This window comes from Nocardioides sp. dk884, from assembly GCF_009557055.1.
GTDB lineage: Bacteria > Actinomycetota > Actinomycetes > Propionibacteriales > Nocardioidaceae > Nocardioides.
Window position 1 is genome coordinate 3,191,651 of sequence record NZ_CP045649.1, and the last position, 13,449, is coordinate 3,205,099.

10 protein-coding genes are annotated in these 13,449 nt (G+C 73.6%); 5 read left to right on the forward strand and 5 right to left on the reverse strand.

Going from position 1 to position 13,449, the window contains the following annotated elements:
- Nucleotides 1-87 precede the first annotated feature (87 nt).
- Both GFH29_RS15320 and GFH29_RS15325 read left to right on the forward strand, forming a co-directional pair.
- Nucleotides 88-2,202: an ArnT family glycosyltransferase gene (locus tag GFH29_RS15320; RefSeq protein ID WP_153324665.1), complete on the forward strand. Its 2,115-nt coding sequence runs from the start codon at nucleotides 88-90 to the stop codon at nucleotides 2,200-2,202.
- Nucleotides 2,199-3,410 (forward strand): bifunctional glycosyltransferase family 2/GtrA family protein, encoded by a 1,212-nt coding sequence (locus GFH29_RS15325; protein ID WP_153324666.1) that lies wholly within the window; start codon nucleotides 2,199-2,201, stop codon nucleotides 3,408-3,410. The genes GFH29_RS15320 and GFH29_RS15325 overlap by 4 nt, the downstream gene beginning before the upstream one ends.
- Before the next feature lie 9 nt (nucleotides 3,411-3,419).
- Here GFH29_RS15325 and GFH29_RS15330 read toward each other — a convergent pair whose 3' ends face one another.
- Nucleotides 3,420-3,980 carry a TetR family transcriptional regulator gene (locus tag GFH29_RS15330; RefSeq protein WP_153324667.1) on the reverse strand — a complete coding sequence of 187 codons (561 nt, stop codon included), beginning with the start codon at nucleotides 3,978-3,980 and terminating at the stop codon, nucleotides 3,420-3,422.
- Nucleotides 3,981-4,099: 119 nt separating this feature from the next.
- On the opposite strand from GFH29_RS15330, the gene GFH29_RS15335 reads away from it, so the two are divergent.
- Nucleotides 4,100-5,107 carry an ABC transporter permease gene (locus tag GFH29_RS15335; protein ID WP_153324668.1) on the forward strand — a complete coding sequence of 336 codons (1,008 nt, stop codon included), beginning with the start codon at nucleotides 4,100-4,102 and terminating at the stop codon, nucleotides 5,105-5,107.
- Between the two features lie 74 nt (nucleotides 5,108-5,181).
- Here GFH29_RS15335 and GFH29_RS15340 read toward each other — a convergent pair whose 3' ends face one another.
- A complete protein-coding gene (locus tag GFH29_RS15340; RefSeq protein WP_228387532.1) occupies nucleotides 5,182-5,706 on the reverse strand; it encodes a Dps family protein in 525 nt (174 codons plus the stop codon).
- 254 nt (nucleotides 5,707-5,960) lie between these two features.
- Here GFH29_RS15340 and GFH29_RS15345 point away from each other — a divergent pair, with 254 nt between their 5' ends.
- The gene (locus GFH29_RS15345; protein WP_153324670.1) at nucleotides 5,961-6,236 is read left to right on the forward strand and encodes a hypothetical protein; all 276 of its coding nucleotides are present in this window, start codon (nucleotides 5,961-5,963) and stop codon (nucleotides 6,234-6,236) included.
- Nucleotides 6,237-6,319: 83 nt separating this feature from the next.
- On the opposite strand, the gene GFH29_RS15350 is transcribed toward GFH29_RS15345, so the two are convergent.
- From GFH29_RS15350 to GFH29_RS15360, 3 genes are read right to left on the reverse strand one after another with little or no spacing between them, the layout of a single operon-like run.
- Nucleotides 6,320-7,069, reverse strand: coding sequence for a dienelactone hydrolase family protein (locus tag GFH29_RS15350; protein ID WP_153324671.1), 750 nt, complete (start codon nucleotides 7,067-7,069; stop codon nucleotides 6,320-6,322).
- A 48-nt stretch (nucleotides 7,070-7,117) separates the two neighbouring features.
- Nucleotides 7,118-12,010, reverse strand: a complete 4,893-nt coding sequence (locus tag GFH29_RS15355; RefSeq protein ID WP_228387533.1) for an NAD-glutamate dehydrogenase — start codon at nucleotides 12,008-12,010, stop codon at nucleotides 7,118-7,120.
- 58 nt (nucleotides 12,011-12,068) lie between these two features.
- A complete protein-coding gene (locus GFH29_RS15360; protein WP_153324672.1) occupies nucleotides 12,069-12,872 on the reverse strand; it encodes a tryptophan 2,3-dioxygenase family protein in 804 nt (267 codons plus the stop codon).
- Between the two features lie 86 nt (nucleotides 12,873-12,958).
- Between GFH29_RS15360 and GFH29_RS15365 the strand changes: the two genes are divergently transcribed.
- Complete coding sequence (locus GFH29_RS15365) at nucleotides 12,959-13,447, forward strand: DUF2505 domain-containing protein (protein ID WP_194288959.1); 489 nt, start codon at nucleotides 12,959-12,961, stop codon at nucleotides 13,445-13,447.
- Nucleotides 13,448-13,449 lie beyond the last annotated feature (2 nt).

Here is a 13,449-nt window from a genome sequence, read left to right on the forward strand (position 1 = left end):
AGCCTGACCGCTGTGCACACCGCACCTCACAGCAAACCCATAGCCGGCACACGGAGCAGGCCCAACGGCGCACCGGACGGTGGTGCCATGACCGCCACCACCGTGCTCCCCGAGACCACCCGGTCGGACACCGCGTCGCCTCCGACGCGCTGGTCCGCTCGCAGCTACCGCCTGGGGCTCGCCGTCCTGCTGGCCGGCACCGCCGTGCTCTACCTGTGGGGGCTGTCCGCCTCCGGGTGGGCCAACAGCTTCTACTCCGCGGCCGCGCAGGCCGGCTCGGAGTCCTGGACCGCGTTCTTCTTCGGCTCCTCCGACGCCGCGAACAGCATCACCGTCGACAAGACCCCGCTCTCGCTGTGGCCGATGGCCCTGGCGGTGCGGGTCTTCGGGCTGTCGTCCTGGTCGATCCTGGTGCCGCAGGCCATCGCCGGGGTGCTGTCGGTGTGGCTGCTCACCGCGACCGTCCGCCGCGCCACCGGCTCCCCCGGCGCCGCCCTGCTCGCCGGTGCCACGCTCGCGCTGACCCCGGTGGCGGCGCTGATGTTCCGCTTCAACAACCCCGACGCGCTGCTGGTGCTGCTGCTCATCGCCGCGGCGTACGCCGTGCTGCGCGCGGTCGAGCCCGGCGACGACCAGACCGTGCGGCACCCGGTCCGCTGGCTGGCGCTGGCCGGCGCACTGGTCGGCCTGGCGTTCCTCACCAAGATGCTCCAGGCGTTCCTGGTGCTGCCGGCGTTCGCGCTGGTGTACCTGATCGCCGGACGGACCACCGTGCTCAAGCGGCTCGGCCACCTGCTGGTCGCGTGCGGGTCGATGGTCCTCGCCGGCGGCTGGTGGGTCGCGATCGTGGAGCTGTGGCCGGCCGCCAGCCGTCCCTACATCGGCGGCTCGCAGCACAACTCGATCATCGAGCTGACCCTGGGCTACAACGGCCTCGGCCGCCTCAACGGCAACGAGACCGGCGCGGTGGGCGGCGGCGGTCCCGGTGGGGGTGGCCCCGGCGGCGGGATGTGGGGCGAGACCGGCCTGGACCGGATGTTCTCCGGCGAGATCGGCGGCCAGATCGCCTGGCTGCTGCCGGCGGCCCTGCTCCTGGCTGTGGCCGGGTTCTGGTTCACCCGCGGCCGCGGGCGCACCGACCTGACCCGCGCCGCACTGGTGCTGTGGGGCGGCTGGCTACTGGTCACCGGGCTCACCTTCAGCCTGATGGCGGGCATCTTCCACGCCTACTACACCGTCGCGCTCGCGCCGGCGGTCGCCGCGCTCGTCGGCATCGGCGCCGCGCTCGTCTGGCAGCACCGGCACACGGCCCTCGCGGGGGGTGTCGCCGCCGCCACCGTCGCCGCGACCGCGGTGACCGCCTTCGTCCTGCTCGGCCGCAGCGCCGACTTCCTGCCCTGGCTGCGCTGGGTGGTCCTGATCCTCGGCCTGCTGGCCGCCGTGGCCCTCGCGGCGCTCGCCTGGCTGCCGCGTCGCACGGTCCTCGCCACCGTGGCGGTCGCGCTGGTCGCCTGCCTGGCCGGCCCGACGTCGTACGCCGTGCAGACCGCGAGCACCCCGCACACCGGCTCGATGCCCACCGCCGGCCCGATGACGACCGGGGGCCCGGGCGGTGGACCCGGTGGCGCGCCGGGCGGTGCGCCGGGTGGTGCGCCCGGTGGTGCGCCGGGTGGTGCGCCGGGTGGCGCGCCCGACGGCGGGTTCGGCACCCCGCCCGCCCAGGGCCAGCTCCCGGGCCAGCCGCCGACGCAGGGCCAGCCGCCCCAGGGGAAGGCGCCCGGACAGGGCGGCGGTCCCGGCGGCCTGCTGCACGGCAGCGAGCCGGGCGAGGAGCTGACCGCGATGCTCGAGCAGGACGCCGAGGACTACACCTGGGTCGCCGCCGCCGTCGGCTCCAACAGCGCCGCCGGCTACCAGCTGGCGACCGAGGAGCCGGTCATGGCGATCGGCGGGTTCAACGGCTCCGACCCGAGCCCGACGCTCGCGCAGTTCCAGCAGCACGTCGCGGACGGCGAGATCCACTACTTCATCGGCGGGGACGGCTTCGGCCCCTCGATGGGCGGCAGCCGGGCCAGCAGCGAGATCGCCGCCTGGGTGGAGGAGAACTTCACCGCGACCACCGTCGACGGGGTCACCGTGTACGACCTCACCAGCCCGGTCAGCGACCGCAGCGACGTCAGCGACCTCGGGGGTACGGCATGAGCGCCCTGTCCTCGACCGTCCCGGCCCTCGGGCCGACCGCGGCCGTGGCGACCCTCGACGTGGTGATCCCGGTCTACAACGAGGAGCGCGACCTGGCCCGGTCCGTGGAGCGGGTGCGTGCCCACCTCCAGACCCTCCCGTGGCCGAGCCGGGTGACCATCGCCGACAACGCCAGCACCGACGGCACCGCCGTGGTGGCGCACCGACTGGCGCGCGCCTACGACGACGTCCGCGTCGTCCACCTGCCCGAGAAGGGCCGCGGGCGGGCGCTGAAGAAGGTCTGGTCCACCTCCGAGGCAGCGGTGCTGGTCTACATGGACGTCGACCTCTCCACCGACCTCAACGCGCTGCTCCCGCTGGTGGCACCGCTGATCAGCGGGCACTCCGACCTGGCGATCGGCACGCGTCTGAGCCGCGCCTCCCGGGTGGTGCGCGGGCCCAAGCGGGAGCTGATCTCGCGCTGCTACAACGTGCTGCTGCGCGGCACCCTGCGGGCGCGGTTCTCCGACGCCCAGTGCGGCTTCAAGGCGATCCGCGCCGACGTCGCCCGTGAGCTGCTGCCGCTGGTGCACGACGACGCCTGGTTCTTCGACACCGAGCTGCTGGTGCTCGCCGAGCGGGCCGGGCTGCGCATCCACGAGGTGCCGGTCGACTGGGTCGACGACCCGGACAGCCGGGTCGACCTGGTGCGCACCGCGCTCGACGACGTCCGCGGCATCGTCCGGCTCGGTGGCGGCCTGCTCACCGGCCGGGTGCCGGTCGCCGACGTCGCCGCCCGGCTGGGCCGGGCCTCCACCGACGCCGGCGGCGGGCGACTCGGCCCGCAGCTGGTGATGTTCGCGCTCGTCGGGGCCGCCTCCACCCTCGCGTACGCCGTGCTGTTCCTGGTGCTGCGCGGCGCCGTCTCACCGTTCCTTGCCAACCTGCTGGCCCTGCTGCTCACCGCGGTCGCCAACACCGCGGCCAACCGGCGGCTCACCTTCGGCGTGCAGGGTCGCAGCGACGCGGTGCGCCACCAGCTGCGCGGGCTGGTGGTCTTCGGCGTGGGCCTGGCGGTCACCAGCGGCTCGCTGTGGCTGCTCCAGCTCGCCGGCGTCGACGACCGGCGCCTCGAGGTGGTCGTGCTGACCCTGGCCAACCTGGTGGTGACGGTGCTGCGGTTCGTGGCGATGCGGCTGTGGGTGTTCGCCCGGCGCCGTCGCCGCTGAACCGCGCGATCAGGCCTCGGGGCGCAGCCCGGCCAGCAGGATGGATGCCAGGCGCTGCTGGAGGTCGGGTGCCGCGCGCAGCACGGCCTCGGGCTGGGGTCGCGTGACCATGCCGATCGCGACCACCAGCTCGAGGGCGCTGAGGTCGGCACGCACCAGGTGCCGCTCGCGGGCCGCGACCAGCAGCGCGTCGACGCGGGCGAGCGTGCGGTCCTGCGCCTCGCGGACCCGGTCCGACAGCGCGCCGGCGACGTGGTCGGCCAGCGCCGCCGTCAGCGCACCGAGGTCGAGATCGACGAGCCGGCGCAGGCAGCCCTCCCACGCCGCGGTGGCGCCCTCGTCGAGGCCCGCCAGCGCCTCGTCCACCACGACACCGACGTCGGTGAGGATCGCCAGCGCGACCTCGTCGAGCAGCGCCGCCCGCGAGTCGAAGTTGCGGTAGAGCGTCGCGATCCCCACCCCCGCCGCGTCGGCCACGGCGTCGAGGGCCACGTCGCTGCCCCGCTCGGCGAACAGGGTGCGCCCGGCATGCACGATCGCCGCCCGCCGTCTGGCTGCATCGGCTCGCACGTGCACCCTCCTCGTCGTGGTGGGGCGCGGCCCCGGGTTGACTTCGGCAGCGTAGCGGAGGAAAGTTCTCCAGATAATAACCGGAGACATATCCTCCGGTTGGCAGGACGAGGAGCCCGATGACGCAGACCGCCCGGACCGACAGCACCGACGCGCCGAGCGGCCGACCGACGCCACCGCCGCTCGTCCGCCTGATCGGCATGAGCGCGGGCCTCGGCGCGATCCTGGTCGTGCTGCTCGCGCTGTTCATCCTGCCCTCGCTCGAGAGCGGCCCGCGCGACCTGCCGGTCGGCCTCGTCGGCGACAGCGCGGCGAGCTCCCGCGTCGAGGAGGCACTGGAGACGGCGGCGCCCGGGGCCTACGACGTCGCGCGCTTCGACACCGCTGAGCAGCTCGCCGAGGCGGTGCGGGACCGCGAGGTCGTCGGAGGCCTCGTGGTGAGCCCCGGTGCGCTCGAGGCCGTCGTGGCCAGCGCGGGCTCCTCCGCGATCTCCGGCGCGCTCAGCGGTGCCGCCGAGGCCGTGGGTGCGGCCACCGGCAGCGAGGTGCGCGTCACCGACGTGGTGCCCCTGCCCGACGAGGACCCGACCGGGCTCGGGATCGGCGGTCTCGCCTTCCCCCTGGTCTTCGGCGGCATCGTGCCGGTGGTCGCGTTCGGCAGCCTCTTCCCCCGCAGCAACCGCTGGCGGCTGGCCGGGCTGACCGTGTTCGCCGGCGTCGGCGGGCTCCTGGTGGCCGGCGTGCTGCGCTTCTGGTTCGGCAGCATCGAGACGGGCTTCTGGCCGGTCGCCGGCGCCATGGCGCTGGGCATCGCCGCTCTCGCCCTCCCCCTGGCGGGGCTCAAGCAGCTGCTGGGCGCCAAGGGCTTCACGGTCGGCGCGATGACGATGATGTTCCTGGGCAACCCGCTCGCCGGCATGGCGACCACCGGCGCGTGGCTGCCCGCCGGCCTCGGCACCGTCGGCCAGCTCCTGCCCCCGGGCGCGGCCGGTGCGCTCGTGCGGTCCGCGGCGTACTTCGGCGGTGCCGGCGCGCTGGTCCCGGCCCTGACCCTCCTCACCTGGGTGGTCGTCGGGCTCGTGCTGTACGCCGTGGGCAGCCGGCGTCATCCCCTTCGCGCCGCCTGAGCCGGACATGACGCGGCCGCGCACCCGTGGAGATGGTGCGCGGCCGCGTCGTACGCAGAGCTGGTCTGCGAGGGTCAGGAACCGGCAGCAGCTGCCTTCGCCGCGTCGACCTCGGTCTCGGCGCCGGCGGTGGAGAGGTTGCCGCCCTTGTCCTCGAGGTGGGCACGGATGAACCAGTGGAACAGCTCCAGCTGCTCGGTCTGGCTGACGAACATGTCCTCGGTGACCGGGTCGAGCTCGCCGAGCTCGCCGATGCCCTCGCGGTAGCTCTTGATCACACCCTGGTAGACGAGGTCGAGGGCACCGAGGTGCTCCTGGGTCGTGGCCCGCCCGATCGAGTACTCATCCCACGAGCGCTCCTTGACGATCGAGCCCGGCGTGCCCATCGGCGAGCCACCGAGGGTGGCGATGCGCTCGGCGAGGTCGTCGGCGAAGCCGCGGACGGCCTCGACCTGCGGGTCGATCATCTCGTGCACCGCGATGAAGTGCGGGCCCACGACGTTCCAGTGCACATGCTTCAGCGTCAGGTGCAGGTCGTTGCAGGCGTGGAGGCGATCCTGGAGGAGAGCGACCGTGCGCTTGGCATCCTTGGCGCTCATCCCGGGGACGGTGTACTGGAGCTTCGACGTGGTAGCCATACCTCGCGGTACCCGTGGCCCATTCGGCACAAACGGCTCGACCAGACCGCCGCGCCGTCTGTCGGGATGGTGGCGCGGCGGCGGGCTGGTGGCGGGGGTGGCGCGCACAACCGCGCAATTGCTGGGAAAAACACCTCCCCCGGCCCCGGACCGGTGCTTTTCCCAGCAATTGCGCCGATACGTGCACCCGCCCGCCGACCCGGGTACCGGGCGGCATGCATCCCGAGACCAACCGACCCGGCCACACCGGCAGCGACCGCCCCGTCGACCTCGAGGGCGTGCCTGATCAGGAGGACATCTCCACCGCCGACGCCGTCGAGCGCGTGGAGCGCTCCCCGGAGGAGCAGGAGAACCGCGAGGAGGGCCCGGACGGCCGCGGCCCGGAGATCGTCGTCGACGAGGTCCCCGAGTACGACCCCGCCCAGGAGGTCGCCACGACCTCCCCGCCCCCGGAGGAGCCCACCGGCACCTCGCAGTGGCCGGCGCCCTGAGGGCGCCCGCCCGCCCCATGTAACGCGGGGTTATTGCCGCTGCACCCGTCGCATACGGCCTGTGCAGCGGCAATAACCCCGCGTTACAGCTGGTTCCCGGCCACCAGCACCCGCCCGAACAGCTCGCGCAGCGCGGCGAAGTGGCGCTCGGTGGCGGCCTCGTCGTACGCCGCGGAGTCGGACATCGTGTAGCCGTGCGGGGCGGGGTAGACCTCGTTGCGGTGGCGCAGGCCGGCGGCCTCGAGGGCCTCACCGAGCGCGGCGACCGCCTCGGGCGGCATCGAGGCGTCCTCGGCCGCGTGCCCGAAGACGAACTCGGCGCGCGCCCGCGCGAGCGAGAGGTGGGGGCTGTCGGGGGCGTCGGTGACCAGCCCGCCACCGTGGAACCCGCCCACCGCGGCCACCTCGTCGGGGCGCAGCCCGGCGGTGCGGACCGCGAGCCGGGCGCCCATGCAGTAGCCGGTGACCCCGAACGGCCCACGCGCGTGCGCGCCCAGCGTCGCCAGCCAGGCCGGCACGTCGGCGTCGGAGAGCTCCGGGGTCAGCCGGCGCACCCGCGGCATCGCCGTGGCGAAGAACGCCTCGCGGTTGCCCGGGACCCGCAGGTCAGTGGTCGGGGCGAGCTCGGCGGCGCGTCCCTCACGGTGGAAGACGTGCGGAGCCAGCACGACGTAGCCCCACGAGGCGATCCGGTCGGCCATCTCCTCGATGCGCGGGCGCAACCCGATCGCGTCGACGTAGAACAGCACCCCCGGTCGTCCGGAGCCGTCGTCACCGGTCAGGTAGGCCTCGGCGTCGCCCGCGGGCGTCGCGATCTCGATGGTGCGTCCCATGGCCGGCAAGCCTAGTGAGCCACCGCACCGCCCCTCGGCGCACCGCCCTCAGCCGGACGCCAGCAGCCCCCGCACCACCCGCAGCCCCACCGAGACCCGCGCCAGGTCGGTCTGGTCGTCGGCGCAGATGTCGGCGAGGGTCTCGGCCGCGCGGCTGATCGCCGCCGGGTCGGCCTCCTCCCAGGTCGCGACCCGGGCCGCCGCGGACTCCTCGGGCGAGGAGACCTCGAGCACCCGCGCGGTGAGCTCGGTGTGCACGGCGTACAGGTCCTCGCGCAGGGCGGCGCGCGCCATCGTCTGCCACCGGTCCGCGCGTGGCAGCGAGGAGATCCGGTGCACCAGCCCCGGCAGGCCGAGCCGCTCGCCCAGGGTGAAGTGCACCCGCACCACCTCGGCGGGATCCAGGCCCTCGCGGTCGGCGACGTCGATCGCGCCGAGCAGCATCGAGGCCGGCGCCAGCACCGCGACCCGGGTGGCGAGCTCCTCGGGCACCCCGTCGTCGACCAGCCGCTCCAGCCGGGCGTGGTACGCCGCGAGCTCGCGCCCGACCATCAGCTCCGGCAGCCGCGCGAGCACCGCCTGCACCGGGCCCCGGAAGCGCTCGACGGTGCCGATGCTGTCCAGCGGTCCGCGCCGGGTGGTGACCAGCCAGCGCGAGGCGCGCTCGACGAGCGTGCGCATCTCCAGGCGCATCCGGGTCTGCAGGGCGGCGTCGATGCGGTTGTCGTAGGCAGCGATCTCGCGGCGCAGCTCCAGGGAGCCGAACATCTCCCGGGCCACGAAGTTGGCCAGCGTCAGCTCCGCGGCGGAGGCAGTGGTCTCCCCCGCCAGCCGCGGCCAGAACGTGGTCCCGGCGCCGTTGACCAGGTCGTTGACGACCTGGGTCACGATGATCTCGCGGCGCAGCGGGTGGACCTGCACCTCCTCGGGGAAGCCCTCGCGCACCGCCCGCGGGAAGTAGCTCGACAGCTCGCGGGCCAGGTAGGGGTCCTCGGGCAGGTCGGTGGCGAGCAGCTCGTCGGCCAGCACGATCTTGGTCCAGGCCATCACCACCGACAGCTCGGGCACGGTGAGCCCCTCCCCACGGTCCAGGCGGGCGGCGACCTCGCGGCGGCTCGGCAGCCCCTCCAGCTCCCGGTTGAGCACGCCGCGGCGCTCGAGCTGGCGGATCCAGTCCTCGTGCACGTGCAGCATCGACGGCGCGTGGTGGGCGGAGTTGGCCAGGGCGAGGTTCTGCTCGGCGTTGTCGTGCAGCACCAGCGCGGCGACCTCGTCGGTCATCTCGGCCAGCAGCGTGTTGCGCTGCTTGGTGGTCAGGTCGCCGCCGCGCACCACCCGGTCGAGCAGGATCTTGAGGTTCACCTCGTGGTCGGAGGTGTCCACGCCGGCGGAGTTGTCGATGAAGTCGGTGTTGATCCGCCCGCCCGTGCCGGTGCCGCCCTCGCGGGCGTACTCGACCCGGCCGGCCTGGGTGAGGCCCAGGTTGCCGCCCTCGCCGACACAGGCCGCACGGACCTCGCGGCCGTCGACGCGGATCGCGTCGTTGGACTTGTCCCCGGCGTCGGCGTGGCTCTCCGCGGAGCCCTTGACGTAGGTGCCGATGCCGCCGTTCCACAGCAGGTCGACCGGCGCGCACAGGATCGCGCGCATCAGCTCGGCAGGTGTCATCGTCTCCACGTCGTCGCCCAGGCCCAGCGCGGCGCGCACCTGCGGGGTGATCTCGACCTTCTTGGCCGAGCGGGACACCACCGCGCCGCCCTCGGAGATCAGGCCGCGGTCGTAGTCCTGCCAGCTGCTGCGCGGCAGCTCGAAGAGCCGGCGCCGCTCGGCGTACGACGCGGCCGCGTCGGGCGTCGGGTCGAGGAAGATGTCGCGGTGGTCGAAGGCCGCGACCAGCCGGGTGTGCTCGGAGCAGAGCATGCCGTTGCCGAAGACGTCGCCGCTCATGTCGCCGATGCCGACCGCTGTGAAGTCCTCGCGCTGGCAGTCGATGCCGCGCTCGCGGAAGTGGCGCTGCACCGAGACCCAGGCGCCGCGCGCGGTGATGCCCATCGCCTTGTGGTCATAGCCCACCGACCCGCCGGAGGCGAACGCGTCACCGAGCCAGAAGTCGTAGTCGGCGGCGACCGCGTTGGCGAGGTCGGAGAAGGTCGCCGTGCCCTTGTCGGCGGCCACCACCAGGTAGCTGTCGTCGCCGTCGTGGCGTACGACGTGCGGCGGCGGCACCGTCTTGGCGTCCACCCGGTTGTCGGTCACGTCGAGCAGCCCGCAGATGAAGGTGCGGTAGCAGGCCTGCCCCTCGGCCAACCAGGCCTCACGGTCCCCGGGCGCCGGCAGCTGCTTGGCGTAGAACCCGCCCTTCGCCCCGACCGGCACGATCACGGTGTTCTTCACCATCTGCGCCTTGACCAGCCCGAGCACCTCGGTGCGGAAGTCGTCGCGCCGGTCCGACCAGCGCAGCCCGCCGCGGGCCACCGCGCCGAAGCGCAGGTGCACGCCCTCCACCCGCGGGGAGTACACGAAGATCTCATACGACGGGCGCGGCTCGGGCAGCTCCGGGATCGCGGCGGGCTCGAGCTTGAGGGAGATGTAGGGGCGCGGGCCGCGGTCCGGGTCGTCGTCCAGGGGGCGGAAGTAGTTGGTCCGCAGCGTGGCGCGCACGTGGGTCAGGTAGGAGCGCAGCACCCGGTCGTGGTCCAGGCTCACCACCGCGTCCAGCGCGGCGGCGATCTGCTGCTCGAGGTCGTCGACGAGCGCGACCCGGTCCTCGGCCTCCGGCTCCAGCCCGGAGGCGGGGTCGAAGCGGGCCTCGAAGAGGCGCACCAGCAGCCGGGTGATGTCGCTGTTGGCGACCAGCGCCTGCTGGATCGTGGAGAGCGCGAACGGCGATCCGCCCTGGCGCATGTACTTGGCGTAGGCGCGCAGCAAGGTGGCCTGACGCCAGGTGAGCCCGGCGCCGAGCACCAGCGCGTTGAACCCGTCGGTCTCGTTGAAGCCCTCCCACGAGGCGCGGACCGCGTCCTGGAACAGCTCGTGGCCGTGGGCCGGCAGCTCGCCGTCGTGGCGCAGGCCGAAGTCGTAGACCACGAAGCGCCGGTCCTGGCCCTCGAGCTCGTAGGGCCGCTCGTCGATCACCTCCACGCCCATCGAGGACAGCATCGGCAGCACCCGCGACAGCGAGAGCGGCGGTCCGACCCGGTAGAGCTTGAGCCGCATCTCGCCGCGGTCGGCGTCGGGGGTCTGGTGCAGGGCCAGGTCGATGCCCTCCTCGCCCGGGATCGCCTCCAGGCGGGCGGCGTCGACCGCGCCGCTGCGCGGGGAGAAGTCCTCCTTGTAGGCCTCCGGCCAGGCGTCGGCGAAACGGCGGCCGAGGCGGGCGCCGACCTCCTCGCCGTACTCGCTGATGACCGCGCCGAGGAAGTCGTCGCGCCACGACCGCGAGGCCTCGGCGAGACGCCGCTCGAGGTCGGCGGTGTCGATCTCGGGCGGCTCGGTGCCCTCGGGCAGGTGCACGACGAAGTGCACCCGCGCGGTCGTGGACTGGTTGATCCCGACGGTGAACTCCGTCGACACCGCGCCGAGCTGGTCGCGCAGGATCCGGGCGAACCGCTCCCGCACCGTGGTGTTGTAGCGGTCGCGCGGGAGGTAGACGAGCACCGAGACGTAGCGGCCGTAGGTGTCGGTGCGGGTGAGCACCCGCACCGCCCGGCGCTCCCGGGCGTGCATCGCGGCCTCGGCCAGCGGCGCGAGCTCATCGATGCTGGTGTGCAGCAGCTCGTCGCGCGGATAGGTCTCCAAGGTGTCCATCAGCGCCCGACCGGCATAGCTGCGCGGGTCGAAGCCGCTGCGGCGCAGCACCGCGGCGGCCCGCTCGCGCAGCAGCGGGATCCGCACCAGCGACTCGGCGTACGCCGAGCTGGACAGCAGACCCAGGAACCGGCGCTCGCCCACGACCTCCCCCGCGGCGTCGAACACCTTCACGCCGACGTAGTCGAGGTACGCCGGGCGGTGCACGGTGGCGCGGGAGTTGGCCTTGGCGAGCACCAGCAGGGTCTTCTCGCGGGCCTTGGCCCGCACCCGCGGCGGCAGCACCCCGGCCTCGGGCGACATGTCCGGGTCGGGGCGCAGGATGCCCAGGCCGGTGCCGGGGACTGCGCGCAGCCGGTCCTGCCCGCCGTCGCGGCACAGCTCGTACTCGCGGTAGCCGAGGTAGGTGAAGTGGTCGTCGGCGAGCCAGCGCAGCAGCTCGCGGCTCTGGCGGACCTCCTCCGGGTCCAGGCCGGCGGGCGGCTCGGAGCCGAGCTCGGCGACGATCTCCAGCATCCGGCCGCGGGTGCGCGACCAGTCCTCGGTGGCGTCGCGGACGTCGCGCAGCACCGCCTGGACCCGCTCGACGACCTCCTCGACGTCACCGCCCTCGGCGATCCGGCTGACCTCGATGTGCATCCAGGACTCGCGCACCACCCCGCTCTCCGGGACCCGAGCCCCGTCGCGCACCGGGCCGAGGGAGACCAGCTCCCCGGTGATGTCGCGGACCACGTCGAACTGCGGGTGGATCACCACGTGCACCTCGCGCTGCTGGCGCGAGAGCTCCATGGTCAGGGAGTCGACGAGGAACGGCATGTCGTCGACGACCACCTCGACCACGGAGTGGCCGGCCGCGGCCCAGCCGTCCTCGGCCAGGGTCGGGGTCACCACCCGCACCGCGGCGGTGCCCTGCGGGCGGGCCTTCGCCAGGCGGTAGTGGCTGGCCAGCGCGCCGTACACGTCCACGGCGGCGCGCCCGAGCATGTCCTCGGGCGCCACGTGGCGGTAGTAGTTCGCCAGCAGCGCGTCGATCTCGTCGGGGGGCGGGCCACCGCTCCCCCGGCTGCCGCGCGCCACCTGCGCAGCCTGCTCGACCAGCTCGGACTTCTGGACCACCTGCGTCGACACTGACACGCCCCTGACCCTAGGCCGCGGGTGTGACCGAGCCAACTCTCCTCGCCGACGCGGCCGCTCAGAGCGTCGAGCGCAGCTCCCACAGCAGCGGGTAGTACTGCAGCGGCACCCGCCCGCGCAGGTAGCCCGCGCCGCTGGACCCGCCGGTGCCGGAGCGCGCCCCGATCATCCGCTCGACCATCACCACGTGCCGGGCCCGCCAGGCCGCCGCCAGCTCGTCGTGCTGCAGCAGCGCCTCGGCCAGCGACCAGACCTCGGCGTACCCCTCCCGGTCGCGGTACGCCGTGCGCAGCGAGACGCTCACCTCCTCCTCGGTGGCGGCGGCGAGCCCCTGGGCGCGCAGCACGTCGAGGAAGGCGTCCCACAGGGTCGGCTCCGCGAGCCGTCGGGCCAGCCGCTCCTCCTCCTCGCTCGTCAGTCCGCGGAAGCGCTCGAGGTAGCCGGGGTCCTGGGCGCCGGAGAGGAACTCCAGCTCGCGGAACTGCACGGACTGGAAGCCGCTGGCCGGCGCCAGCCGCTGGCGGAACTCCAAGAAGTCCTGCGGGGTCATCGTCTCCAGCACGTCGATCTGCTGCACCAGCACCCGCTCGATCACGTGCACCCGCTGCAACAGGTGCCGCGCCCACCACACCCGCCCGTCGCTCATCGCGTCGCGGGCGGCGCCGAGCTCGTGCAGCAGCTGCTTGAACCACAGCTCGTAGACCTGGTGGATGGTGATGAACAGCAGCTCGTCGTGCGCCGGCGGGTCGGACTCCAGGTGCTGGGCGTCCAGGAGCTGCGGCAGGCGCAGGTAGCTGCCGTAGGTCAGCTGCGCGCCCTGCTCGCCGAAGGAGACGAACGGCTCGCGCGGATCGGCGTCCATCCGGGCACGGTAGCCCGCGCGGGCCGCGATCGCGACGCATGGCACGATCGCGCTCGACCCGCACCACCGTGAAGGAGCTGGAGCCCATGGGCACCCGTGTGAGCCACACCCTGACCTACGACGCGCCGCTGGCCGACGTCCGCTCGATGCTGCTCGACCCCGCCTTCCGCGAGGAGGTGTGCGCACGCTGCAAGGTCCTCAGCTCCACCTCGACCCTCGAGCCGCTGCCCACCGGGCACCGGATCACCATCGAGCAGGTGCAGTCCGCGAGCGGGCTGCCGTCGTTCGCGACCAAGATCGTTGGCGACACGATCCGGATCGTGCAGGTCGAGACCTGGGCCGCACCCGAGCGCGCGGACGTCGAGGTCACGATCCCGGGCAAGCCCGGTGAGATCACCGGCAGCATCGTGCTGAGCGAGTCCGGCGGCGTCACCACCCAGCAGGTCGAGCTCGACGTCCGGGTCCGGATCCCGCTGGTGGCCGGCAAGATCGAGAAGCTGGTCGGCGAGATGCTGGCCAAGGCGCTGACGGTGGAGAACACCGTCGGGCGCGAGCGCCTCGCCCGCGCCGCCTGAGC

What these genes read in the sequence shown, in the direction of transcription:
- GFH29_RS15320 (WP_153324665.1), top strand. Translation starts at nt 88, where the DNA reads ATGACCGCCACCACCGTGCTCCCCGAGACCACCCGGTCGGACACCGCG.
- GFH29_RS15325 (WP_153324666.1), top strand. Translation starts at nt 2,199, where the DNA reads ATGAGCGCCCTGTCCTCGACCGTCCCGGCCCTCGGGCCGACCGCGGCC.
- GFH29_RS15335 (WP_153324668.1), top strand. Translation starts at nt 4,100, where the DNA reads ATGACGCAGACCGCCCGGACCGACAGCACCGACGCGCCGAGCGGCCGA.
- GFH29_RS15340 (WP_228387532.1), bottom strand. Translation starts at nt 5,706, where the DNA reads ATGAGCGCCAAGGATGCCAAGCGCACGGTCGCTCTCCTCCAGGATCGC.
- GFH29_RS15345 (WP_153324670.1), top strand. Translation starts at nt 5,961, where the DNA reads ATGCATCCCGAGACCAACCGACCCGGCCACACCGGCAGCGACCGCCCC.
- GFH29_RS15350 (WP_153324671.1), bottom strand. Translation starts at nt 7,069, where the DNA reads ATGGGACGCACCATCGAGATCGCGACGCCCGCGGGCGACGCCGAGGCC.
- GFH29_RS15360 (WP_153324672.1), bottom strand. Translation starts at nt 12,872, where the DNA reads ATGGACGCCGATCCGCGCGAGCCGTTCGTCTCCTTCGGCGAGCAGGGC.
- GFH29_RS15365 (WP_194288959.1), top strand. Translation starts at nt 12,959, where the DNA reads ATGGGCACCCGTGTGAGCCACACCCTGACCTACGACGCGCCGCTGGCC.